Genomic DNA, 24,190 nt, shown 5'->3' on the forward strand with positions numbered 1-24,190 from the left:
GCAGATGATACTTAAATATGGGCTGCTATTCAGCATGATGTTACTCCTGCGAGTTGGCAGTGCCCAAGATCCATTCTTCTCGCAGTTTTATAATGCTCCTTTGGTTTTGAACCCGGCACTTACAGGTATTTCTTTCGGGAAAATAAGGGCTAATATCAATTACAAAAATTATTTGAGTGATTTTGATGAGTTGCGTACCTACAGTTTTTCGGCAGATATGTCATTAATGGAGGCTGATCGAAATCCGGATTTTGCCGGAGTAGGATTGATGGTGCTACAAGATGATGCTGGCGGCTATTTAACCAATACAAAAATGATGTTTTCTTATGCATATCATAATGCTATTGGACGAGAGGCGAGGCATTATATTGCTATGGGATTACAGGTAGGGATAGATAGGTTTAGTATTGATTATAGTGATTTGTCTACTCAGAGTCAGTGGGTGCCTATGCAAGGGTATAATGCTCAGCTGGCCAACGGAGAGAGCTTTGATACTGATGCTTCTACAGCCTTGGATTTTCAGGTGGGAGCGTTATATTATACCTTTTTGCCTAATGATGCAGTGCTTTTTGCAGGTGTGGCTGGTTTCCATCTTTCGGAGCCAGATAGAAGCCTTATGGGGCAGGAAGCGCCCTTGTCCCGTAAATATCTGGTTCATGGTGGAGGTAAATTTCCTGTAAGTAATAAATTAAATGTGGTGCCTACCATGGTATATTTTTATCAGAATAAAATGAGTGTTTTTAACCCTGGTGTTTCTTTAGAATATCAGGTTTTTAAAGCTAATAGATATTCCGGGCAGAAAAGCACAGCCATATCTATGGGCGGCTGGATTAGGAATACTGATGCTTGTATACTAGGTTTAAGCTTGGAATATGGAGAATTTAATGCAGGAATTAGCTATGATCTAATCCTTTCTTCTATGAGTTCCGTATCAAGAGATGGAGGTTTAGAAATAAGCATGTCATATAATTTCAATAAAAAGTTTAAGACGCGTACAAAGTTGATTACCAATCCCAGTCCCAGGTTATAATGGTTAGAATATTATGTGTTCTGTCTATTATGGTTTGTTGTGTTGTTTCTTTTGGTCAAAATATTAAGCCTTTCAGGGAGTTAGATATCCATCCTGATGAGGAAAAATTGCTAATTATATCTGATTACTACCTGGAGCATGGGTATTTTTTTGCGGCTATTAAGCCACTTCAAGAGCTGGTTGAGCTAAGTAATAAAAATGCCTATAAATTAAAACTCGCCGATGCCTATTTTAATCTCCATTGCTACAGCGAGGCCCTGCCTTTTTATGAAAAACTGCTGAGTAGCGAAACGAAAAATGACCTGTTTTCATACCATTTGGGCATTATCTATCAAGGTATGGGGCAGTATGATAAAGCCCTTATATTTTTAAAGGAATTTGTGTCTGATCATAATACTGCATACCCAGAGCAGTTGAAGAAGGCAAATTTAGCTATCAGGCAGTGCTGGAGCATAGCCAATATAAAAGGAAAGACTGATGGTGCAAGGGTAGCTGAAATGAATACACATGGCACAGGCATGCAATCTGTGGTTACTTGCGGTGGTCAGGAGATATTCGCGGCTACCTATACGGTAAAAGGTACCGCCAAACATCATATTACAGATGATATAATTGTAGAGATTGATAGTATTAAAGTAAGTCGGCTTTTTGCTAATGAAAATGGTGAAAGCCATTTGCTAAATATAAAAGTAGGTAGAAATGCTGATGTAGGCAGTCCATTTTTATCGGCGGACTGTGATAGATTGTATTATACCGTGTGTGAAAAAATAGAGGAAGATGATAACTGCAGTATCTATTACAGTAATAAATCGGGCAAGGGCTGGAGTAATCCTATAAAGCTCAATAGCAATGTCAATCAACCGAATAGTTCATCTAAAAATGCCTCTTTAGTGTCTGTTAATGATGGTAGGGAGGTAATGTTCTTTAGCTCTGACAGATCAGGTGGAGAAGGAGGTTATGATTTATGGATGTCAGAAAAGGATCAGCAGGGGAGGTTCTTGCCTGCTAAAAACTTGCAAGGCATCAATACACCTCAAGATGAAATGACTCCATTCTTTGATATTGCTTCTGGCTATCTGTTCTTTAGCAGCTCCGGGCGCATTGGTTTTGGGGGCATGGATGTTTTTATGGTAAAAATAAACTGGCAGCAAGGCATAGGTCATATTTTTAATTTGGGAAAGGGGATTAACTCAGGTTATGATGATTTTCATTTTCTCTTAACCGGAGATACTCGTGGGGTTATTACCTCTAATCGAGGAGGATGTAATGATGAGGTTTACAAAACCCATTTTTCTATTCCTTTTGAATATAGCAGGCTTCCTCTTTTTGTGGCTGAGGTAGATGAGTTTAGGGTAGAAGATACTAATCTGAAAATCATAGATGACTATTTTAAGTACTCAAAACTGGAAATGGCAGGTAATGAAATTACTATGCTATTAGAAAAGGATACTGAAATTTCAGGAGATATCTTGGAAGATCAGGACGATTTAAGTGATCATAGAGTGCTGTTGATAGATGAAAGTGGAGAAGTGGTAGATGTAGCTATAACAGATAAAAATGGTTTTTTTCAATTCAGGAGGTTAAGTGAAAGTGGTAAGTATGCAGTAGTATTTTCAGAAGAAGATGAGGATCTGAATTTAAAGCTTTTAGTAAAGGATCTGAAGGGAGATATTTTAAGGCAATACTCCTCCCTAGATAAAGAGAATGTTTTTAATTATCGCCAATTATCTCAGTATAAAACGGATTTTTTTAGGCTAAATGAAGGAGATGCCTCTCTTTCTGGTACGTTGACTTTAAAAGATGAGCCCGTGCCTGATCATCAGGTGATTTTGCTAAATGAGCAAAATGAAGTGGTAGATGCTGTGCCTACTAATGCAGAAGGACTGTTTAATTTTAGAAGGCTGCCACCGCCAGGTAAGTACACGGTGCTGCTAGATGAAAAGGATAGGAGTATGAATGTAGCTTTGGTGTTTAAAGATGAAAATGGTGTGAAGCTAGATAAAATCAATAGCGATACCGAAGGGGAAGTGATTGACTACAGGCCTCTGGATCTGTATAAGGCTACTACCTTTAGAATTCATGTAGATGATGCCAAAATGAGCAGTCAGTTATTTGAAGATGATGTAAAAAAGAAGGAAGCAGGTCATGAACTACACCTGATAGATCATAACGGCATGATCGTGCGCAGTGCTACGTCTGATGAAGGTGGCGCTGTGGAGATAAACCATCTTGCTAAAGGAGATTATGCCTTTGTAATGGATAGTACTGATGTTGGCCTGCAAGTGGATGTTTCTGTATATGATCATAAGGGAAAATTTCTTAAGCATATATCCAGTGATACTCAACCTGGATTATTTACTTATAAATCACTTCATACTGAGGGGGAAATAATGGTGAAGCAAGCAGATTTGTGTGGAGAGTTTACAGTAAAAGACTCACTTCAGGAGGTTTATAAGGTTATTTTGGTTACAGAGAATGGCAAAGCATTAGATACGACTTTTATTAATAGTAATGGGGAATTTACGTTTAATAATATCAATTTCGATCCTTCACAGTTTTTAGTAATTGATGACTGCATGAGCTTGTATGATCTCAAAGTGGAGGTGGTTAATACAGATCAGGCTACAGTTTATTATACTTCTACAGCGGCAGGAGGCAAGTTTGTTTACAAAGCCTTTGATAATCAGTTGTTAAGCCCTTTTATTCAAGCGGATCAGCCCTTGGTGCTGACTTCAAATGAAGGGCATGAAAAGGTGAAAGTTGGATACTCAGGTGATAATATTGAAAAATGGTGGCTATATTCGTCCATATTTTTATTGTTAGGTGCGGGAGTCACCTATTATTGGCTTAGGAAGAGGAATAGCTAAACAGTCATTTTTTGATATTTTTTCGGAACATATTAAAGATAAAATCATTTTTGATGCAGGTGTGTATTATGCCTGTTATCGTATTTTCTTTTCTGAGTTTTTCATCGGTGCCAGACATTAATGCAAAAGTAAAGGCTATTTTTCTGTATAACTTCTCTAAATATATAGAATGGCCGCCAGAGCAGACTTCAGGAAACTTTAAGATTGTAATATTCGGCTCATACCCTGCTTTAGAAGCTGAGCTACACCAGATGGCAAGGCAAAAAACCAGGGGTGCCCAAAAGTTTGAAATTTCGGTGTATGATGACTTGAAAGAAATATCAGATTGTCATATTTTATATATTGCCGAATCTAAAAACAATGAAATTAGTAAGGTGATAGATCAGTTCAAAGGACGTAGTAACTTGATCGTCACTGATAAAGAAGGTGCTTTGAAAAAAGGAGCAGGCATTAATTTTTATTATGAGCATAATAAGCAAAAATTTGAGCTTAGCACTATTAATTTATCTAAGCATCAGTTAACGCCTAGTGATCAATTAAAACTGCTGGCTAAAGTGGTAGATTAATATGAAATATATTATTCACATATTATTTCTCTTGGTTTCGATTAGCGCTTTTGGGCAGTCGAGTCCTTTGAGTAATGCCCTGAATCTTTACCAGGCAGGTCAGCTTGAAGAGGCTAAGTATGTAATTGACTCTGCGCTGCAACAGGAGGTATATCAACAGCAAGTAGTAGCCTATTATATCAAAGGCTTTATTTATAAGGATATTTATAAAAAGAACCCTGATGAGGCCCATAGTGATGTGCGTGCTCAGGCCATTGATGCCTTTTTTAAGGTCGTGGAAATGGACGAAAGAGGTAAGTATTTAACAGAAACAGAGCAAAATATAAAGTACCTGACTACTACCTATTATAATGATGCTATGGGTATGATTCAAAAACAGAGATTTGATGGTGCCATAGCTAGCTTCTATAAATTTGATAGCCTGGTGGAGGTGCTGCCTGATTCTGTTTTGGTTTTAGGTTCTACAAGAGATCAATTTTATTTGGCGTTAGGCATTGGTTATGCCGGGCAAGAGCTGCAACAGCAAGATAGCGTGTATTTTGATAAAGCGGAAAATGCTTTTAAAATAGTATTGAGCAGCGACTCATTGAATATGGTGGCTAATTATAGTCTGGGAGTCTTGTATTACAACGAGGCGGTAGGAAGAATATTAGAACTCAATTTTGACGAAGAGCTAGATGAATTTGATAAGCTTGAAGATGCTACCATTGAGCTCTTTAAAAAGGCACTTCCTTATATGCAAACGGCTTATATGCAAAATCCTGAAAATGAAAATGTGGTAGAAGGCTTGGCAGGAATATACCATAGCCTTCGTGATTTTGATAAATATGAGCGCTACATGAAAGAACTAAAAGAATTGAGGAATGAAGGATAGTTAATCCTTTTTCTTCTTCTTGAAGATATTGCCTATCTTATCAAAGATATTCTTCTTCTCTTCCTCTTCTTCGTTTTCTTCTCCAAAGGCAGCTGTGTTTTCTTCGTCATCTTTTTTCTTTTTACCGAAGAGCCATTCCATAAACTGCTTATCTTCTTTTTCAGCTTCACAGTCCAGGTACCTGGCAAGTCTGTCTGGCAGCGGACTAAACTTAGCATAGCCCATAGGCCTTAGTTTTTTGTCATCTTGGATTTTATCCAGCAACTTGGCTACTATAGGTAAGGCCATGCTGGCGCCAGAGCCCAGACCAGTACTGTTAAAGTGAATGCCAGGGTTATCTGCTCCCACCCAGGTGCCAATTACTATTTCAGGATTATAGCCTATAAACCAGCCGTCAGCATTAGATTGCGTGGTGCCGGTTTTGCCCGCCAGCTCATTGGTCATTTTATACTTCCATCTATATCTTCCGGCTGTTCCATCATTTACTACAGACTGTAGTAGCGAGTTCATCATCATGGCCGTTTCTTTGGTCATCACTCGCCTTTTGCTTTTTTTCTTCTTTTACCCTTTCTAATACATTGCCACGGCTATCAGTAATGGAAGTGATATATCTTGGCTTTACTGCATGACCTCCGTTAGCAAAGGTGCAGTAGGCACTTACCATCTCCATGAGAGACACATCAGCCGTACCGAGTGCTATGGAAGGCACTTCTGGTAATTCGCTACTTATACCAGCATGGTGGGCTAGCTCTATAGTGTTTTCTATACCTGCTTCTTCTAATACTTTTACACTTACTGTATTTACAGAATGCGCTAAGGCGCCTTTAAAGGTGTATTTCTTATCATATTCATCAGCACTGGCATTACCAGGGGACCAATCAGAAAGGTTGGTGTAAGTGGTCTTTTCGCCAGAAATATAATCACAAGGATCTACACCTGATTCTAGCGCAGCGGCATAGACAAAAGGTTTAAAAGTAGAACCCACTTGTCTTTTGGTATTGATGTTTACATGATCATACTTATAGAATTCATAGTCTATGCCTCCTACCCAGGCGAGTATGTCTCCATTGTCAGGACTCATAGCCATGGTACCACTTTGCAGCATGGTGAGGTTATGTTTTATAGAATCAATAGGTGACATTTTGGTTTCTTTATCCCCACTCCAACTAAAGAGTTTCATTGGGATAGGCTTACTAAGGCTGTCAATAATTTCGTTTTCTTTAAACCCTTTCTTCTTGAGCGCCTTATAACGATTTGAAGCATGAAGAGCTGTCATCAATAATGATTTTTGCTTATTCCATGGGTTGCCAGTGTTCCAATGCTTGTTGAAGATCTGCTGCAGATCTTTCATATGACTAGCAGTAGCCGCTTCTGCGTACTTTTGGATAGAAGAATTGATGGTGGTATAAATCTTCAGTCCATCAGTATATAGATTATAAGGTGTGCCATCGGGCTTGGTGTTTTTCTCACACCACTTTTCTAATTCTTTTCTGAGGTACTCTCTAAAGTAAGTAGCTGTACCGGTGTTATGAGTTATTCTGGTATAGTTAAGTCCTAAGGGTTTTTCTTTTAACAAGTCATATTTCTGCTGATCGAGGTAGTTATACTTAAGCATTTGATGCAGTACCACATTACGCCTTTTGAGCGAGTTTTCCGGGTACAATCTCGGGTTGTAAGTATAATTCGCTTTAAGCATACCTACTAATACCGCAGCTTCCTGTGGCTTTAGATACTTAGCCTTTTTATTAAAAAACCTTTTACTGGCCATCTCTATACCATACACGTTATCGCCAAAAGGCACGGTATTCAGGTACATGGTCAGGATCTGTTTTTTATTGTAGATCTCTTCTAGTCGCCTGGCTGTAATGGCTTCTTTTATTTTACTTACAGGGATACTAAGAAAGCCATGATCTTTCCTGGGAAACAGGTTTTTAGCCAGCTGCTGGGTAATGGTGCTTCCGCCGCCAGAACTACGATCCATCAGAAGCAATGTTTTAAACAGCACCCTTAATAAACTGCGATTGTCTACACCATTATGTTCATAAAAACGGGCATCTTCAGTAGCTACTAAGGCATTAATTACATTAGGCGAAATATCATCAAAGTCGGTTCTGGTACGCTCCTGTAAATAGAAGCGCCCAAGTATGACCGAATCAGCACTGTAGATTTCAGTAGCTACATTGTTCTCAATTTTGCTGAGTATCTGCTTGTTAGGCAGTTCTTCGAACACACCACCTTTTACAGCATAATAAAAAAGAGCCAATAGCGATGCTACGCCTATTAGGCCTATGGCTATTATTTTAAAGAAAAATTTAAAGTTGAGTTTGTTCTGTTTTTTTTTAGTTGACCTTTTCTTTCTTTTTGCCTTCGCCATAGTTTAGTAGTATATCACATTGCATTCAGGATTGCTTTCTTTAAAATCCTCAACGCGTCCGTCTGATGTTCGGGTATTATAACATTTAAGCACTTTCAGGTTCAGATGAGCCACTTCATCCAGCTTTTTGATATTGGTATTAGAGCAGTCTAATACTTTCAAATTTGCCAGGTTATCTAGTTCTCGTAGCCTTTTTATCTGTGTGCCTGCGCAGTTAATTTCTTCCAAGCTGTAAAGGTCGCTTAATGGTTTTAAATCATCAACAGGAGTGTTAGAAATATCAAGATACTTTAAGTTGGAAAGCTCACTCAGCGGTTTTAAATCAGATACAGGGCTTTTGCTGGCTTGCAGTTTTTCTAGTCCTTTAAACTTAGTTAAAGTACTTAGGTCTGATATTCCTGTGCCTGAAAACTTCACTTCTTTTAGTCTTACAAAATTTTCAAGTGGTTGAAGGCTCATTACATTGGCTTCTGAAAAAACAATGCTGGTGAGTTCAATAAGCTTATGCAGCTGATATTTGGTAGGCTCACTGCTCAGCGATGTCTGTATAGAGAAAATGTTTCTCCAGTCAGAAGACAGGTCTCCCCACCAGGCGGTTAAATATTCTGATTTAAAAATGATAAGCGCATCAGGGTGCTGCTTTAAGAAAGTGTCTACGTGCTGCTCTTTAATCATGGTAAAATCAGCTTCTATGAGTCTGAGTCTGTTAAGCTGCATTAGCGTATCTAAAGAAGCTAAGCCTGTTCTGTTAGCTTTTAACACCTCTAATTGCTGAAACTGAGCCAAGGTGCCAAAATCTTCTACTTTAGTATCGCTGATATCTAAGTAGTTAAGATTTCTAAAGCCTGAAATAGGAGATAGATCAGCGATGGCCGTATTAGAAGCAATCAGTTTTTTCAACTTTCTTAGCTTGCTAAGGGGTTCCAGATTTTCTATGTAAAGATTGTTATCAAAATTAATTGAATCAAGTGCTGTGATTTTAGCCAGCTCCTCTTTAGATGGGGTTTTTCCGGCTATGGGCACAAATTTCTTAATAATATCTTGCCAGGCTATACTTAGTTGGCTCCACCAGTTTTTAAGGTCATCAGACTCAAATATTACTAGCATGCCTGTGTTTGAAGTCATAAATTCATTGGCATCATCTTTAGAAATGTTAGTGCTGTCACAGTATACTTTTTCTAAAGTACTGATAGAGCTGAGAGGGCTCAAATCATCAATAGTAGTATAATTGATAGATAATATTTTTAGCTGAGCCATGCTTTTTAATGGCGCTAAAGAATATATAGGAGTACTATCTGCTTTCAATATTTCCAGCTGAGAAAGACTACTGAGCGGCCCTAGGTTATCTATTTGTGTGCCTGTAATATTCAGCTCTTTTAAGGCTGTGATATTGCCAATAGGTATCAGGCTATAAAGATTAGTTTTAGATAAATTCAGCGTATTTAGCTGCTTAGCACCTGAAAGTGCTGTAAAGTCCTGAACCTGAGTGTCGGTTAAGTTTACGGTTTGTAGCTTAGATAAACGAGATAGTACGCTGATATCATTAAGCGGCGTATGCTGTGCCTGTAAATATTTTAATGAACTGGCATATTTAAGCGCTTCTAAGGAGGTTATTTTTGTGTGTGATACATTCAATTCCTCCAGGTTAGTGAGGTTTCTGATGGGTTTAAGATCCTCAATATTGGAGTTAGAGATGTCTAGTATTTTTAAGTTACTAAGCACAGAAAGTGGCTCTATGTTAGTAATATAATTGTTTCCGGAAATGTCTAGTTCGTCTAATTCAGTGATGTGTTTTATGTCACTGTCTGTAGCTGTCTGCGTTACCCCTGCTTTTCTTTTAAAAATGGCTTTCCATTCATAAGATAGGGCATTCCACCATTTGGCTAAGGCTTCTTTTTGGTTGAGAGGATTAGTGTAAAGACTTACTATTTTTAGGTCTTGCGCTTCCTGATCAAGATTTACTTCTATAAAGCGCTTTTTGGTATTGTTTACAGAGTCACCTTCCAGAGATACGCCGCTTAGGTTTCTGGTCATGCTTACTTTAAAGAAAAGCTCTCCATTATCATTTACATAATGGCTGATATCTTCAATATTAAAATCGAATTTCACTTCTTTAAAGAAGAAATCAATGTCTTTTAAATAGGCCTGTACATCTTTATTAGTAATCACGTCTCTGGCTTCATCGAGATCATCTTCTACCTGCACTTCGGCATCTCTGAATATTTTGGTATAACTCTGATTAATAATGACATCCTTATCCCTGGCGGAGGTAGATTTATCGCCCAGAGTATTGAGTACATATTCAAGGAAATTAACTATCTCCTTTACTTTTTCTTCATACTGGTCCATTTGCTCATCTTCAATTTGTTGTTGAGAGAAGCTTACATGGCTAAGTCCTGATAGGAAAAGTATCAGGATAAGGTAGGTCAATTTATTTATTTTCATAATAGATATATTTTTCCAATAGGTCTTTATCCTTATCAGCTACTTTTACCAGGTTAGACATTAGCCAGCCTGTGTTGTAGCCCGGTCTGTTAAACTCAGAGAGCTCAAAGTACCAGCCGCTTAATTGGAAAAAATGAAATTTTACATTTTGAATAGTTTTGAACTTAAGATCACCCTTTTTTATTTCATATAAAAACAAAGTGAGGTAATCAGGCTTATAATCATTAGCCGTAAATTGGCTAACGCTTTGCTGATTTTCATTAAGTGCTTTTCTTAGGTTCATGAAATCTAATTCATGACTTAAAGGATGTAGGAATTTATCATGGTTAGAAGTGTCCTTTTTCAGGTATTCTTTAAACACATCTGAGTACACTCTAAATATTCCCCATTTATATCCTTTATTCTCTCTCTCTAGCTTCATAAAGAGCACAATAGGTATATCCTTGCCTTCGTAGCTGAAGGTGGTATGTACTTCAGAGAACCATTTGTCTCCATGAAAATCCAGTATTTTAGGAGCTTCTTTTGAGGTTACATCTTTTATGAATTCCTCTTTCAGCCCACTTTCTATGCCTCTGTTCTGCGAATCAAAAAGTATACTGATGTATTTCTGACGCAGCTTAGCATCCTGGTATTGACGATCTTTTGGGTAATACCTATCGCCCTTTTCGTCTTCCTCTCCATTAAATCTTCTGAAGAACTGGTTTACCTGCTTGGTTTCAGCGTAGAGTTTACTTTCATCATCCATATCACTCACAATTTGCGCTTGTGAGTGTATGGATGAGAATAATATGATAATATATAATGAACTTCTTAAGAACGACTTCATGCGGTAGTTTCTGTAACTCTGATATCTCCTAACATTACGTCCCAGAATTCAATGGTACGTCCGGAAATTTGAGTTTGCTTTCTTTCTACGTAAATGGTGATGTCCTTTTTAGTGGTGTCTTTGTATTCCATGCCATCGTCAGAAGTACCTTCAAATCTTTGGTATACAGTAACTACACCTACATAACGGCCGTCAGGCTGACGCTCCAGGTCACTAATGTAGTGTATGTCATACCATTTAATTTTTACTCTGTCATAGTTAAGGGCCATAAGTCTTTCAAAGTACTTTCTGATTTTATAATAGTTGATATCATTAGTGCTTAATGATGATACACCTATTTCACTATCTGTAGCAAATAGCTCTTCAGCGCGGTCCATTACACGGTTAGCCTCAGAAAAAGGTGTTTCTTTATTTCCTATTATGCTTATGTATTTACTTAAGTCTCTCACTTTCTCTAATGCCAGCGAGTCTATAGCCTGTTTTCTCTCTGGGCTAATGTCGTCGCTTTGGGCATATACATTGCCAATAGCTAAAAAGAATAGTGAAGCGATTATAATCTTATATTTATTCATAGTGTCTAATTTTAAGCTGTGTATCTTCAATTATTTTGAAAGTTCTACTTCTTTTATTTTTCCGGAAGCGTCAAACTGAAGATCACTAATTCGGTTGACATTCTTTTTCTGATCTTTCAGATAGTTCAGGTATTCTTTAATAGTGGTAGGCCTGTCATAGTCCTTCTGACTGCCAGACTGGCTTATAACGATCAAAACAGGTGCATCAGGAGACGAGAACATGGTTAAGGCCTCATTAATGCTGCTGTTAGCAGATGATGTAGTAGGCGCATTAGCTATTGCCTGAAAATAGTCAGCTAATTTGTTTTCTGGCTTGTTGGCAGCTGCTGCAGCGGCCTCAGCTTCAGCTCTGGCTTTTTCTCTGGCTAATCTTTCTTCTTCTGCTCTTCTTCTTTCTGCTTCCAGCTCTCTTTGTCTGGCTTCCTGTTCCATCTTTGCTTTTTCAGCATCAGCATCAGATATATCCCCGGCTTGTTTTTTACTCTTACACCCTGCACTAAATATTATTAATAAGGCTACCATGGCCATTAATAAATAGTGTGAGAGTGCAGTGGGTTTACTCTGAGATTTTGATTGTATCATAGGTTAATTCTTTAAGATTTTTATGATTTGATTTTTTTAAAGTAAAAAGTGTGCCAGTTTATTGCAAAAGGCTTGGATTGCAAAATTAAGGCATGTTTTGCGTATATAACCCCTTAGTGTAGAAATTATTATACACAATGTAAAACAGAAGGGTTCTGTTGTAGAACCCTTCTGTGAAATGCATTAATGATGTGTTATTAGTTCACTTTCACCACTAGGTATTTAGATGAGTTCCAAAACTTTGAAGGATCAAGAATTACTAATTTTTCTATCTGATCCTGATCATTCCAAGCTAACTCATAAGAGTCTTTAGGGTGACTAGTTACTAACTCAAGCTTTTTAGCAAATACAGGTATACTATTAGTCTTAGATATATCAATTTTACTAAAGGCCTTATTGTTCAAATCTGCTTTAAGTTTTTCTGTGGCGCCTATACCTAATACTCCACCTTCTTTAGTGATTACTTCTTCTTCTTCAAGATCTTTTTTGGTACCTATAGCTACATAAGCAGTGTTTAATGACTCAGTTTGCTCTTCTATAGTTTTAGTTTGGTTAGCTATAAGCTCTACTTTCTGACTGTTAGAGTTAGAAAGTGTATCAACAGTATAAGTTAAGTGCTCTACATTTTCTGCTAACTGCTCTTTTTCTATGTTAAGCTTTTCAAGGTCACCTTTCATAGTGGCTATTTCGTTATCTTTTTGCTTAATTCTATAATTAAGGTTGGCTACCATTTTCTTAAACTCACTGCTGTTAGTGTTAAGTTTAGTTTGTAGTTCATCCATTTTAGCTCTGTTTTCAGCCATCAAAGTGTTGATTGCTTTGATGTCATTTACCACAGCTTGTTTAGCGTTGCCTTCTTTGTATTCTACATTATCAGAAGCGCTTAAATTAATTTTATCCTCTCTTGATTTAATTTCTTTAAGGTTGGCTTCTATTTCGTTGAAGGTTTTCATATAATCTTCAAGCTCTGTGCTCAGCTCTTGCTTGGCTGATGATAACTCCTGATTTTCTGAAGTTAACTGATCTACTTTCTTTTGATTACAAGCTACAAATGCCGGTGCTATTAGTAATACTGCTATATATCTTTTAAGAGTTTTCATATTGGTAAATTGTTGGTTTCTGTTTTATGTGCTTTTCAGGGAGCATCTATACCCTTTTTTTATATGTAATAGTCTAAAATCTTTTCCCTAATGGCTCTTCTTAATGTGGAAGAAAGCCTTGAAAATGTTTGTTCATCTTTCATGATGTACTCATATATTCCATTTTTAAAAAGCTCTATAGTTACTTCCTGGCTGTTTTGTCCAGAAATCACTATCACTTTTGACTTCTTCCAATAGCTATTGATAGCTTTCAAAAGTGGTACGCCCGGAAATGGAATATCACCTGCGTCATCTTCTAAGTAATAGTCGAGTAAGATTATATCTACGTCTGATTCTGTTTCTTCTAAACATTGCTGAGCAGTGCCGTAGTGGTTAACCTTTACATCCAGGCTATTGCCACTTTTGGCGAACTCATTGTCTATATGTTTTTTTATAGCTTCAGCGTAAAATATATCATCTTCAACTATCGCTATTTTGATCTCTTTTTTTACTACATCCATTCATTTTCGTTCAAGCGATTTGTAATATGCCAGATGTAATTCCAATCTCGTTCCAAAATGAAAAATATTTTTAAAACACTGATAATCAATGTTGTATAATTCTTAAGGAAATGAAAATCCTTTTCATTTTGACAAATTTTGTTAAAATGAAAATTTATGAAGAGAAGAATATGTGAGTGAAATGTAGAGGAAGGAGTGGAGATGAGGACTTAATCTTCGTCCTCATCCATGGTTTCGTTTTTCAATACACGGTATATTGTAGAATAGCCGATGTCTAATTCTTTAGCGGCTTCTTTAATATTATCGTTATGTTTTTTCAAATAGAGTTTTATGATCCTGGTAGTATGTTCTTTCAGGGTAAGGCCGTGTGTAGGCGGATCATACAGCTCTTCATTATTGCTGAAGTTGATATCGTCTTCAGATATTTCATCGTTATTAGACATCACCACGGCCAATTCTATTACAGATTTAAGCTCTCGCACATTTCCTGGGTAAGTGTAATTAAGCAGTTTCTTTTGTGCTTTATTACTAAGTACCGGTGGCTCTTTTTTATTTTCTTCACAGAAGCTGTTAATGAAATATTTCGCCAGGGTAATAATGTCTTTATCTCTTTCTCTAAGAGGAGGGATTTCTATGGTGAGCCCGAACAGTCTGAAGTATAAATCTTCACGGAACTTGCCCTTTTTCACTTCTTGCAACAGGTTGCGGTGAGTGGCCACAATTATGCGGCAGTCTATTTTTATGGTTTTATTGCTTCCTATACGCGTTACCTCTTTTTCTTGAAGTACTCTCAGAAGTTTGGCTTGTAGGGTGAGATCCATTTCGCCTATTTCATCAAGAAAAAGAGTGCCTTTGTCAGCTTCTTCAAACTTGCCTATTCTTTGATAATTAGCTCCGGTAAAAGAGCCTTTTTCATGACCGAAAAGCTCACTTTCTATTAACTCTTTAGGAATGGCCGCTACATTTACCGGCACGAAAGGCTGACTTCTACGAGCAGAATTGTAGTGAATAGCTTTGGCTACTAACTCTTTACCGGTTCCGGTTTCGCCAGTAATGGTAACACTGATGTTATTACTAACTGCCTTTTCAATAAGACCAAAAACCTTTTTAATGCTATCGCTATGGCCGATTATGCTGTTTTCAAAGCTGTATTTTTTTTGAACTTCTTCCTGTAAGTTCGCTACTCTGGCCTGGAGCGAAGCCTGCTTTCTAATGTTATTAATGGTATTAAGCAGCTTATCTCTGATGTCTTTAGATTTAACTATGTAGTCATAAGCCCCCAGGTTAAGCAAGTTGACTGCCGTTTCAATTTTTTCCTGTTCAGAAACTATGATTACTTCTATATCAGGATTATAGGCCTTGATTTGCTGCAGCACTTTTTCGCCTTCCATATCAGGTAGGCGATAGTCTAGCGTAATAACGTTAGGATTTTTGTCTAATTCCTGAAGTACAGCTTTAGCACTGTCGAATTTTTTGATTTCAAAATCAGGATTAAGTGCAATATTATGACCGAGCAGCTCTCTATACCACTCATCATCTTCCACTACGAACACTAAAAACTTAGACATCTTTCTTTTATAGCCGGTTTACGGCTCTAAAAATAAGTCTTTTATTTCAGAAAAATTAAGCCGAGGCAATATTATCAGATATGATCATAGATCTGAGGTTGTCATAGAAGAAATCATCTTTTTTAAGGAAGCCTAAAGCGCCAAATTTTTTGAATTCATCTACAAAATTAGCCCATTCATGCTTTTGAGACATGACTATGATATTGATCTTAGGATTGTGCTCTTGTATCTTTTCTAATACATCATAACCGGTAAGGGTAATGTCATTATTAGCATCCAAGTAAAAATCTAAAATGATATAGTCAGGATTTTCATCTATGTGAGCCAGGCAAGAAGCTCCATCAGTATAGCTGTGGGTTTCTGCATGAAAGTCATTTTCTTCACCTATCTTTTTTATATAGCTTTTAACTAGCGTGTTAAAATACTCATCATCATCAACTACAAAAAACTTAAGGATTTTTTGTGTTTCTATGGCTTTTAAAGTCTCTTCTACTGCTTCTTGTTTATTCAAAGTATCCATACCCTTTATGCTATTGGTTCTGATGCTTTTTGTTTCGAAATTTCACTTTCAATCTCAGGAAGAATTATAAGGTATAATTTCTCAACTTCCTGTATTAACTCCTCTACTGCTGTAAAGTTTGACTCATCTTCAGATTTAATTTCAATTTCTTTTAACAAGCTGGCGAGTTCTGAGAAACCCAGGTGTCTGCTAGGAGGAACCATTTTGTGTGCCTTTTTTCCGGCTTTTAGTAACTCCTTGGCTGCTATGGCTTCCTTCATCTCTTCCAGGTCTTTAGAAAAGTTATTGATGTAAATATTAAGCATATTAATCACAAAATTGACATCTCCATTAGCTAACTCATGTAATTCAGATAGATCTAATAGGCCTTTTTTATCATTTTCAGATGCGATTTCGTTTTCACTTTCTGGTGTTGAAGTTTCTTCTCCGAATAGCGTGGTAAGTATGGTTTCGAATAATTCCTTTTGGGTGAAAGGCTTAAGCAGACAGTCATCCATACCGGCTTCCAGGCACTTATCAGATTCTTCTTTAGAAGTAGCTGCGGTAAGGGCTATAATCGGCGTTCTGGTATCACTTTCAAGGGCACGAATAGCCTTGGCGGTTTCTATGCCACTAAGTTCCGGCATGTGCATATCCATGAAAATGAGGTCATATTGGTTTTCTTTAAAATCTTCAATGGCTTCATTTCCTGAGCTGATGAAAGCACCTTTAATCTGCCATTTATCAAAAATAACCTTAATGAGTTCTAGGTTATATTCCTGATCATCTACCACCATTATTTTGCAACCTTTTAGCTTAGTGAAATCCAGACTAGACTTTTTAGATTGACTTAAATCTGCCTCAGAGCCAATGTCATATCTCAGATCCAAAATGAAAGTGGTGCCTTCTCCTTCTTTGCTATTTACAGAAATATTTCCGCCTAGTATGTTTACTATTTTTTTAACGATAGATAAGCCGAGGCCCGTGCCGCCATACTTTCTGGTAACGCTGGAGTCTACCTGAGAAAAATCTTTGAATATGGAGCTGAGCTTTTCTTCTGGTATACCAATACCTGAATCTGACACGCTAAGTTTTACATAACAGTCCATGCCTTCTGCTTTGTGCAGTTTCATGTCTATGTCTATACTGCCCTCATCGGTAAATTTGATGGCATTACTGACCAGGTTAATTAATATTTGCTCGAAGCGAACAGGATCACCTACAAAGACCTGAGGTATATCTGCATCTATATTCAAATTGATAATAAGGCCTTTTTTTTCCAGCTGAGTTTTAAACGAATCAACAATGTTTTTAATGCTTTCTCGTACTTCAAAGCCAATTTTTTCCATTGATAATTTGCCGGATTCTAGCTTTGCGTAATCTAGCACATCATTAATCAGGCGGAGCAAGTGGGCTCCTGAGTGTTTGATGCTTCTCAGGTAATTTTGCTGTTGATTGTCAAGTGGAGTGCCATCTAGCTGCTCAGTAAAACCGATAATGGAGTTAAGAGGCGTACGGATTTCATGACTCATATTAGACAAAAATTCCTCTTTTACTTTAGCTAGTTTTTCAGCTCTCTCCTTGGCTTGTTTTAGTCGGTCTTTGTTTTTTTGGTTTCTTCTGATATCATTAAAAATGATTAGTAAAAGCACAGCAAACATGGCCAGAGTGGCTATCCAGGTGATGTTAATAAACTTCTTGGCTCTGTTAGTGGTGAGCTGAGCATTTTCAGCCCTGTTTTGAGATATTTTCTTTTCTTTATCTTCAAAAAGGTTGGCTAGCTTTAACACCTTCTGCATAATATCTACATCTTGGGTGGTAAGGCGTAGTTCCTGATTTTTTACTGCCTGAAAATTCCTGTTTTCTTCCTTGCCTATTTCACTAATAATGTGGCCTATCTCCGTAGAGCTGATGTCATGACCAGTGTCTGGTATGGTGGTAGAGATGAGCACTTCGGTAGTGTCACTGCTATTTTGAGAATCATTGTTAGAATTAGCGTTACGGGTATCAGTCGCTAAATTTTCTTCTTCAGAGTTATCGCTGTCTTCTTCTTTGGAGTTATTGTCCGAGCTGCTATTGCTTTTTCCGAAAAGCCGCTGAAACCATGATTTCTTTTGCTGTATCTCTCTTTGTTCGGGTACATCTACTTTTTGGATGCGGTCATAGGTAAGCATATTGATGTCAAAACCTTCACTATCAATAAAGTCCGGAATAGAATCCCTTTCCTTTAACCGATTGATATTCTCCAATACTCTTTCCAGTACTTTGTTGGCATCACGGTCTTTTTTTACATCAATCAACTTCTTCATGATCAGATATTTCTGCCCTATTAATGATTCCATAGAATCGGCCAGCCTCATCTGATCTTTGTTTTTGATGTTAGCATATAGCAGCTGCATTTTATTGTCAAAAGTGGTAGCAGCCTGGTAAAAGGGAGTTAGGTTTTCAGGGTTCTGCGTGATGGTATAGGTTCTGACACTATTTTCAGCTTCTCGAAGGTTAGCTATAATTTCTTTTAAATGAGTGAGCTTTGGATTGGGCTCAGACTCTTTTTTTATAGAATTGATAAGCTGTGTAAGCGTGTTTCTACCTACAAAACCAATCATGGTGAGTGCTACCAGAGCTAATAGGAAAGCCAGAATAATCTTACCTTTCATTGAGTTTTTATTTCTTTTGTACAGCCTTTAAATATCATATAAAGGCGATCAAACAGTTTTTTGTTCCTTACAATTCAAGATCCAATCGGGTTTTGTTAATTCTCTATGTAATTAATACTACATGAGAACCCAACGATTTAGAGCCGAATACTATTTATTATGAGAGGGTAGTAATAGCTTGTTAGTAGGCTATAACTCTGAAACTCTCCAATAAGTTAACCTCAAAAATAAAACGAATAACCAGATATCTATTGCTCAAACAGTAAATACCATACGTAAAAACCCGCTAAATAATCTTTAGCGGGTTTTAAATGTATAATTAACCAGATGGAATGCCTTTTAGTTATGCATGCAGGCCACACTCTGTTTTGTTGAGGTTAGCCCAGCGCCCATCGCGGCCTGTGCCTTTTTGAGTACAATGACTACAGCCAATGGAGTCATATCCTTTTTTTACCAAAGGGTGAGAAGGAAGCTCATATATAAGTTTGTACAGTTCTACTTCTTCAGCAGTCATATCCAGAATAGGGTAGAACTTGATGATCTCATTCTTTTGCTCAAAAATGCTTAGGTCTTTACGATTAGCATTTTGGTGAGCCATAAGCCCAGAAACCCAAAATTTATGCTGAGCTTTTATTTCATTGAGGGGTTCTACCTTATTAATGAAACAGCACAAATCCTGATTTTGTAAATAGGTTTTATTTTGATCGGTAAACCTATTTTTATTAGGCTTAGCTTTTACTTCTACGATATTCAAGTTCAGCTGCTCAGCCAGTTGGTCCTTATACTTTACTGTTTCTTCAAAATGATATGAAGTATCTATAAAGTGTATCGGCTGGTCTGGGTTCACCTTGCTGATCATGTGCAGAATTATGGCTGAAGAACTCCCAAACGATGAAGTAATGAGAATGTCTTTAGGATTATGATCATTAAAAAATTTCTCCATACGCTCTAATGGAGAAAGTTTGCTATATGATAAGTCAGAATCAGCCAATTTACTTTTCAGATCCTCTTGAGGATACCAATTCTTTTGTACGTTCATTTAATATCTTTACTTTTTCTGCAAAACCCACATTTAGTTTATTTCTGATCGCATGTAAATTTTGGATCAGATTGTCAGTCTCGTCAGGAAGAATCTCTTCCAGCACTTCTCTGAAGCGTTTAGCAAAAGTTGGTGATTTACCATTAGTAGAAATGCCGATTTTCAGGTCACCTTTTGTAACTGTAGAGCCCAGATAGAAATCACACAAATCGGGAGTATCAGCTACGTTGGTGAGTATACCTTTCGCCTTAGCTAATTGATAAATTTCTTTATTAGTCTCTCTGATGTCTGTAGCGAGAACTAATAATTGTATGTCTCCCTCCAGGTCCTCAGGAATAAAAGGTCTTTCTACTAATTCTATATTCTTTTTGCTTTTTGCTATTTCCTTTATTTCATCACATATATCAGTAGCTACCAGTTTTACCCAGGGCTCAGGGTTGTTTTTTAGCAAAGCGCCTAGCTTTTCTAAGCCTACAGCTCCGCCTCCCACAATCAGGGTTCTGATCTGATTTATTTTAAGAAATATTGGAAATAGTTGGTTTTTGCTCATTGTTATTTATGATCTGGCCTGAACATGTACCGGTACGGGTTGGTGGGTGTTTAAATATTCACCAACTGATTCTCCTATCACTATTAGCGCAGGAGCCGGAATGTCATGACTTTTTTCTACTATAGTTTCAATGGTGCCTTCTACCACACTTCCGGTAGGTAATGATCCTTGAGAGATAATAGCTACTGGCAAGTGCTCCTTGTTAAAAGCACTGTATAGCGCTACTATCTCTTTCAGTTTCTTTAAGCCCATGAAAAACACCACTGTGGCGCTAGACTGTGCCGCCAGGTGAGCATCTTTAGAAAGCTCTCCATTACGAGTGGTGGCAGTAACTACCCAAAAGCTTTCATTTACACCTCTGGTGGTAAGAGGTATGCCATAATAACCGGGCAGGTTAACACTGGAAATACCTATAACCACGTCAGTAGAAATGCCAAAGCTCTCAGCATAATCTAATTCCTCTTTGCCGCGGGCGAAAATGAAAGGATCACCTCCTTTCAGGCGCACCACATGCTTGCCTTGTAAAGCATGCTCTACTATCAGTTGATTGATCTCATCTTGAGTAGAGCTGTGCTTGCCTGAGCGTTTGCCAACGTATATCTTCTTGCTGCTTTTTACAGCATATTTTAATAATTCTTTGTTTACCAGAGCATCATATAAAATCACTTCAGCTGAAGCAATGGCTTTCGCTCCCTTTATGGTGATAAGATCAGGATCTCCCGGACCTGCACCTACTAATGTTAATCTTCCCGAATTGCTCATGCTCTGTAAGGGTTTAGTACTTCTTTATCTAGATTTCCATTTTCTATTTGGCTTTTTCTAATAGCTATTACTATAGAGAAAAACTCATCCGCTTGTTTTAAATAAGATTTAGCAAACGCTTCAGTGGGCTCGTTGTCGTTAATTTTTAATACTTTTTCTTCAAAGTTTTTTCCAAAATCAACTTCTCCGTTTTCGTAGAAATAGGTAGTGAAATCTTTAATAATGCCTATGTGGGTATTACATTTCACATCTTTACTAAGCAGGAGTGCTTTAGCTCCAATTACTTGTGAGCTGTAGCTGTGATAGATAGAATCTGCGAAATAGCCTTGTTTTAAAGCTTCTTTAGCTTTTTCTAATCTTTCGCTGGCATCGTTTATAATGGTGCCAACCATGTCATAAGTAACGCCGGCACATTCTCCTGTACCTATTTCAGGAATAAAGTTGTCTGTTTCGCCCCAGTCTTTGTAGTCATCATCAGTGATGGTTTCCAGGTTAGCGTAAGGCTTAAGCAGATCGTAAAAATATTTTTTTCCTTGTCTTGCATAATAATCGTTGAAGTATTCGGTCTCATTACCATTTTCTTCATAATCATTAAGTAAAGTTCTTACGGTATCTGGTATTCTCTTAGTAGGCAGTTTTATCACTTTGTCAGCTACAAAACCTTTGCCTGTTTCATCTACTCCACCGCCAATTACTACTTGCAGAGCTGGTATTACTAATTTACCATGCTTAATAGAGCTACCATGAAAACCTATGTTGGCGATCATGTGCTGCCCGCATGAATTCATACAGCCGCTTATTTTTATCTTAATTTCAGAGTCTTTCACCAAATGGTTATACTCCTTATATATTAGGTCTTCCAATATCTGGGCTATACTGGTGCTGTCAGTTACTCCCAGGTTACAGGTGTCAGTGCCGGGGCAAGCAGTAATGTCAATGATAGAATCACTGCCTGGGTGAGCCAGGTTAAGAGAAGAAAGTACCTGATAGATATAAGGCAAATATTCTTTTCTGGCAAATTTTAAGATTATACCCTGGCTGATTGAAATTCTAAAATCATCGGCTACGTATCCCTCTAGCTTAGCTACCAGCTGGCGTGCAGTTTCTGCCTGAATGTTACCTAAAGGCAGTTTTATTTTAATGGCATAAAAACCTTTTTGCTTTTGCTCAAACACATTAGTAGCAAGCCATTCATTATAAAGTGCTTCCTCTGGTTGATCAAAATCTGGCAGCGCCTTTTCTTTAGGGATAATGAAACTATCCTCTGGTATCTCTACCGGTACAGAATGGTTAGCCAGTGATTTTTGCACTTCCTGAGTCAGTTCCAGGAATTTCTCTAAGCCGATACCTCTTTTTTTCTTCAATGAGGAATTTCATTCTGGCTTTGAATCTTTTCTCTCTTTCTCCGTATCTGTCAAAAACCCTAAGGCCAGCCTCTACTAATGGAATAACTTTATCTTCAGGTAAAAACTCGTATGCAGTAACGGCAAGGAAAGGCTGAGCTCCCAGACCACCACCTATTACTACTTTAAAACCTCTTTTCCCATCTTTAATTTTGGGGATAAAGCCAAAATCATGAATGTAAGTAAGAGCAGAGTCTTTTTCGCTGGAAGAAAAGGCCATTTTTATTTTTCTTCCCATCTCCTGATTGATAGGGTTTCTTAAGAAATACTGAGTTACAGCATCAGCATAAGGAGATACATCAAACGGTTCGTTAGGGTCTATACCTGCAATGTCTGAGGCCGTTACTGTTCTCACAGTATTACCGCAGGCTTCTTTGGTAGTTACTCCTGTTTCTTCCAGTTTAGCCCACATTTCGGGGGTATCTTCCAGGTGCACATAGTGGAGCTGAATATTTTGACGCGTAGTGGCGTGCAGGTTTCCGTTGGTGTATTCCTCTGAGAGGTCAGCTATTCTTACCAGCTGCTCACCGGTTAGCTTTCCGTAAGGTAATTTGATACGAAACATTTGTACACCCAGCTGCCTTTGTCCATAAACACCCCTGGCTAATCTGAATGCCTTGAATCGCTCCTCATCAATCTTCCCTCCTTTAAAAGCGGAGATTTTATCCTCCAGCTCTTTAATGTCTTTTTGAGCTATTGTAGAAATTTTGTCATTAAATGTTACGCTCATTTTACTTCTTATTAATAGTTTCCGTTTCCGATTAGTAGTTTCTTTTGTGACCTGCTATTTAGCAGACGCCGTTAGGGCGTTTTCTATGTCTTCAATAATATCATTCACGTTTTCCAATCCCGCTGATATCCTGACCAACCCTGGTGTGATGCCCACATTGGCTCTTTCCTCATCTGTAAGTTTAGAGTGAGTAGTAGATGCCGGGTGTGTAGCTATCGTTCTTGAATCTCCCAGGTTGGCAGTGAGAGATAACATTTTAAGGCTGTTTAAGAATTTTCTTCCTCTTTCAATGCCTCCTTTTACTTCAAAAGTGACTAAACCGCCACCTAGTTTCATTTGCTTTTTAGCTAACTCATATTTAGGGTGAGACTTTAAAAATGGATATTTCACCAATTCTAATTCTTTGTGTCCTTCTAAGTATTCAGCTATTTTTAATGCATTCTCACAGTGTCTGTCCATTCTTATGGCTAGAGTCTCTAAGCTTTTAGAAAGGATCCATCCATTAAAAGGAGACATGGCTGGGCCACTATGTCTGGCGAAAAAGCGAATTTCTTTGATCAAGTCTGCATCTCCTACTATAGCACCACCCATAGTTCTGCCCTGGCCATCCATAAACTTGGTGGCGGAGTGGGTAACTAGGTTAGCGCCAAACTTAGCTGGCTGCTGTAAGTAAGGGGTAGCAAAACAGTTATCTATATTTAATATTAGATTATGCTTTTTAGCCAACTTGCCTAGCCATTCCAGATCTATAATATCCAGGGCTGGGTTAGAAGGCGTTTCAGCAAAAATCATTTTAGTATTCTCATTGATTTTAGCTTCCCATTCATCAGGATTATTAATGTCTGCATATGAATGGGTAATGCCCCACTTAGGAAAAATCTGCGTGAAAATCTGGTGTGTAGAACCAAATACTGAGCGTGATGCCAGTACGTGGTCTCCATTTTTTAGCAAAGCAGCCATACTGCAAAACATAGCAGCCATGCCTGATGCCGTAGAGATTCCATCTTCAGTGCCTTCTAATAAGCAGAGCTTACTAATAAACTCATTATTATTAGGGTTTGAAAAGCGGGTGTAAATATTACCTTCCATTTCATCTGCAAAAAGGGCACGTGCCTGTTCTGCATCTTCAAAAGTGAAGCTGGAGGTCATATATATAGGAGTAGAGTGCTCTCTGAAAGGAGATTTTTCGCTCTGACTTCTTATTGCTTGCGTTTCAAAATGTTTGTATTCTGACATATGAGTTTAA

The 24,190-nt window shown here is 37.8% G+C and carries 21 protein-coding genes; 4 read left to right on the forward strand and 17 right to left on the reverse strand.

From position 1 onward, the window contains the following. Window positions 1-4: 4 nt before the first annotated feature. The 4 genes from LVD15_RS12165 to LVD15_RS12180 are packed head-to-tail and all read left to right on the forward strand — an operon-like array spanning window position 5 to window position 5,337. On the forward strand, window positions 5-1,030 hold the full coding sequence (locus tag LVD15_RS12165) for a PorP/SprF family type IX secretion system membrane protein (RefSeq protein WP_233780598.1): 1,026 nt from the start codon (window positions 5-7) through the stop codon (window positions 1,028-1,030). Then, window positions 1,030-3,897 carry a hypothetical protein gene (locus tag LVD15_RS12170; protein ID WP_233780599.1) on the forward strand — a complete coding sequence of 956 codons (2,868 nt, stop codon included), beginning with the start codon at window positions 1,030-1,032 and terminating at the stop codon, window positions 3,895-3,897. Before LVD15_RS12165 ends, LVD15_RS12170 begins: the two co-directional genes overlap by 1 nt. 53 nt (window positions 3,898-3,950) lie before the next feature. Next, the gene (locus tag LVD15_RS12175) at window positions 3,951-4,463 is read left to right on the forward strand and encodes a YfiR family protein (protein ID WP_233780600.1); all 513 of its coding nucleotides are present in this window, start codon (window positions 3,951-3,953) and stop codon (window positions 4,461-4,463) included. Between the two features lies 1 nt (window position 4,464). Next, window positions 4,465-5,337: a hypothetical protein gene (locus tag LVD15_RS12180; protein ID WP_233780601.1), complete on the forward strand. Its 873-nt coding sequence runs from the start codon at window positions 4,465-4,467 to the stop codon at window positions 5,335-5,337. Here LVD15_RS12180 and LVD15_RS12185 read toward each other — a convergent pair whose 3' ends face one another. The 17 genes from LVD15_RS12185 to LVD15_RS12260 form a co-directional block, all read right to left on the reverse strand. Further along, complete coding sequence (locus LVD15_RS12185) at window positions 5,338-5,871, reverse strand: penicillin-binding transpeptidase domain-containing protein (RefSeq protein ID WP_233780602.1); 534 nt, start codon at window positions 5,869-5,871, stop codon at window positions 5,338-5,340. It abuts the gene before it with no gap. Continuing rightward, complete coding sequence (locus tag LVD15_RS12190) at window positions 5,816-7,711, reverse strand: transglycosylase domain-containing protein (protein WP_233780603.1); 1,896 nt, start codon at window positions 7,709-7,711, stop codon at window positions 5,816-5,818. Before LVD15_RS12190 ends, LVD15_RS12185 begins: the two co-directional genes overlap by 56 nt. A gap of 3 nt (window positions 7,712-7,714) precedes the next feature. Further along, complete coding sequence (locus LVD15_RS12195; RefSeq protein WP_233780604.1) at window positions 7,715-10,156, reverse strand: leucine-rich repeat domain-containing protein; 2,442 nt, start codon at window positions 10,154-10,156, stop codon at window positions 7,715-7,717. Further along, window positions 10,143-10,982, reverse strand: a complete 840-nt coding sequence (locus tag LVD15_RS12200; protein WP_233780605.1) for a hypothetical protein — start codon at window positions 10,980-10,982, stop codon at window positions 10,143-10,145. The genes LVD15_RS12195 and LVD15_RS12200 overlap by 14 nt, the downstream gene beginning before the upstream one ends. Beyond that, entirely contained in the window at window positions 10,979-11,554 is a 576-nt protein-coding gene (locus LVD15_RS12205) for a hypothetical protein (protein ID WP_233780606.1), read from the reverse strand. The genes LVD15_RS12200 and LVD15_RS12205 overlap by 4 nt, the downstream gene beginning before the upstream one ends. A gap of 30 nt (window positions 11,555-11,584) precedes the next feature. Continuing rightward, on the reverse strand, window positions 11,585-12,136 hold the full coding sequence (locus tag LVD15_RS12210) for a nucleoid-structuring protein H-NS (protein WP_233780607.1): 552 nt from the start codon (window positions 12,134-12,136) through the stop codon (window positions 11,585-11,587). A 197-nt stretch (window positions 12,137-12,333) separates the two neighbouring features. Then, window positions 12,334-13,236 (reverse strand): Cbp1 family collagen-binding glycoprotein adhesin, encoded by a 903-nt coding sequence (locus tag LVD15_RS12215; protein ID WP_233780608.1) that lies wholly within the window; start codon window positions 13,234-13,236, stop codon window positions 12,334-12,336. Window positions 13,237-13,295: 59 nt separating this feature from the next. Next, a complete protein-coding gene (locus tag LVD15_RS12220) occupies window positions 13,296-13,736 on the reverse strand; it encodes a response regulator (RefSeq protein WP_233780609.1) in 441 nt (146 codons plus the stop codon). Between the two features lie 209 nt (window positions 13,737-13,945). Then, window positions 13,946-15,304 (reverse strand): sigma-54-dependent transcriptional regulator, encoded by a 1,359-nt coding sequence (locus tag LVD15_RS12225; protein WP_233780610.1) that lies wholly within the window; start codon window positions 15,302-15,304, stop codon window positions 13,946-13,948. A 55-nt stretch (window positions 15,305-15,359) separates the two neighbouring features. Continuing rightward, complete coding sequence (locus LVD15_RS12230) at window positions 15,360-15,824, reverse strand: response regulator (protein ID WP_233780611.1); 465 nt, start codon at window positions 15,822-15,824, stop codon at window positions 15,360-15,362. Window positions 15,825-15,829: 5 nt separating this feature from the next. Beyond that, the gene (locus tag LVD15_RS12235; RefSeq protein ID WP_233780612.1) at window positions 15,830-18,460 is read right to left on the reverse strand and encodes an ATP-binding protein; all 2,631 of its coding nucleotides are present in this window, start codon (window positions 18,458-18,460) and stop codon (window positions 15,830-15,832) included. 343 nt (window positions 18,461-18,803) lie between these two features. After that, window positions 18,804-19,499 carry a phosphoadenylyl-sulfate reductase gene (locus tag LVD15_RS12240; RefSeq protein ID WP_233780613.1) on the reverse strand — a complete coding sequence of 232 codons (696 nt, stop codon included), beginning with the start codon at window positions 19,497-19,499 and terminating at the stop codon, window positions 18,804-18,806. Beyond that, complete coding sequence (locus tag LVD15_RS12245) at window positions 19,453-20,049, reverse strand: precorrin-2 dehydrogenase/sirohydrochlorin ferrochelatase family protein (protein WP_233780614.1); 597 nt, start codon at window positions 20,047-20,049, stop codon at window positions 19,453-19,455. The genes LVD15_RS12240 and LVD15_RS12245 overlap by 47 nt, the downstream gene beginning before the upstream one ends. A 6-nt stretch (window positions 20,050-20,055) precedes the next feature. After that, window positions 20,056-20,811 (reverse strand): uroporphyrinogen-III C-methyltransferase, encoded by a 756-nt coding sequence (cobA, locus tag LVD15_RS12250; RefSeq protein WP_233780615.1) that lies wholly within the window; start codon window positions 20,809-20,811, stop codon window positions 20,056-20,058. Beyond that, on the reverse strand, window positions 20,808-22,175 hold the full coding sequence (locus LVD15_RS27105; protein ID WP_306416937.1) for a ferredoxin-like domain-containing protein: 1,368 nt from the start codon (window positions 22,173-22,175) through the stop codon (window positions 20,808-20,810). The genes cobA and LVD15_RS27105 overlap by 4 nt, the downstream gene beginning before the upstream one ends. Next, entirely contained in the window at window positions 22,102-22,944 is an 843-nt protein-coding gene (locus LVD15_RS27110) for a nitrite/sulfite reductase (protein ID WP_306416938.1), read from the reverse strand. Before LVD15_RS27110 ends, LVD15_RS27105 begins: the two co-directional genes overlap by 74 nt. Before the next feature lie 54 nt (window positions 22,945-22,998). Then, a complete protein-coding gene (locus LVD15_RS12260; protein ID WP_233780616.1) occupies window positions 22,999-24,180 on the reverse strand; it encodes a trans-sulfuration enzyme family protein in 1,182 nt (393 codons plus the stop codon). Window positions 24,181-24,190 lie beyond the last annotated feature (10 nt).

It is taken from the genome of Fulvivirga maritima (genome assembly GCF_021389955.1).
Classification (GTDB): domain Bacteria; phylum Bacteroidota; class Bacteroidia; order Cytophagales; family Cyclobacteriaceae; genus Fulvivirga; species Fulvivirga maritima.

Coding starts and splice junctions, on each gene's coding strand:
- LVD15_RS12260 (WP_233780616.1), bottom strand. CDS start 24,180: ATGTCAGAATACAAACATTTTGAAACGCAAGCAATAAGAAGTCAGAGC.
- LVD15_RS12245 (WP_233780614.1), bottom strand. CDS start 20,049: ATGAGCAAAAACCAACTATTTCCAATATTTCTTAAAATAAATCAGATC.
- LVD15_RS27110 (WP_306416938.1), bottom strand. CDS start 22,944: ATGAGCGTAACATTTAATGACAAAATTTCTACAATAGCTCAAAAAGAC.
- LVD15_RS12180 (WP_233780601.1), top strand. CDS start 4,465: ATGAAATATATTATTCACATATTATTTCTCTTGGTTTCGATTAGCGCT.
- LVD15_RS12165 (WP_233780598.1), top strand. CDS start 5: ATGATACTTAAATATGGGCTGCTATTCAGCATGATGTTACTCCTGCGA.
- LVD15_RS12225 (WP_233780610.1), bottom strand. CDS start 15,304: ATGTCTAAGTTTTTAGTGTTCGTAGTGGAAGATGATGAGTGGTATAGA.
- LVD15_RS12170 (WP_233780599.1), top strand. CDS start 1,030: ATGGTTAGAATATTATGTGTTCTGTCTATTATGGTTTGTTGTGTTGTT.
- LVD15_RS12240 (WP_233780613.1), bottom strand. CDS start 19,499: ATGAACGTACAAAAGAATTGGTATCCTCAAGAGGATCTGAAAAGTAAA.
- LVD15_RS12220 (WP_233780609.1), bottom strand. CDS start 13,736: ATGGATGTAGTAAAAAAAGAGATCAAAATAGCGATAGTTGAAGATGAT.
- LVD15_RS12190 (WP_233780603.1), bottom strand. CDS start 7,711: ATGGCGAAGGCAAAAAGAAAGAAAAGGTCAACTAAAAAAAAACAGAAC.
- LVD15_RS12205 (WP_233780606.1), bottom strand. CDS start 11,554: ATGAATAAATATAAGATTATAATCGCTTCACTATTCTTTTTAGCTATT.
- LVD15_RS12215 (WP_233780608.1), bottom strand. CDS start 13,236: ATGAAAACTCTTAAAAGATATATAGCAGTATTACTAATAGCACCGGCA.
- LVD15_RS12175 (WP_233780600.1), top strand. CDS start 3,951: ATGCAGGTGTGTATTATGCCTGTTATCGTATTTTCTTTTCTGAGTTTT.
- LVD15_RS12230 (WP_233780611.1), bottom strand. CDS start 15,824: ATGGATACTTTGAATAAACAAGAAGCAGTAGAAGAGACTTTAAAAGCC.
- LVD15_RS12185 (WP_233780602.1), bottom strand. CDS start 5,871: ATGACCAAAGAAACGGCCATGATGATGAACTCGCTACTACAGTCTGTA.
- LVD15_RS12200 (WP_233780605.1), bottom strand. CDS start 10,982: ATGAAGTCGTTCTTAAGAAGTTCATTATATATTATCATATTATTCTCA.
- cobA (WP_233780615.1), bottom strand. CDS start 20,811: ATGAGCAATTCGGGAAGATTAACATTAGTAGGTGCAGGTCCGGGAGAT.
- LVD15_RS12235 (WP_233780612.1), bottom strand. CDS start 18,460: ATGAAAGGTAAGATTATTCTGGCTTTCCTATTAGCTCTGGTAGCACTC.
- LVD15_RS12195 (WP_233780604.1), bottom strand. CDS start 10,156: ATGAAAATAAATAAATTGACCTACCTTATCCTGATACTTTTCCTATCA.
- LVD15_RS12210 (WP_233780607.1), bottom strand. CDS start 12,136: ATGATACAATCAAAATCTCAGAGTAAACCCACTGCACTCTCACACTAT.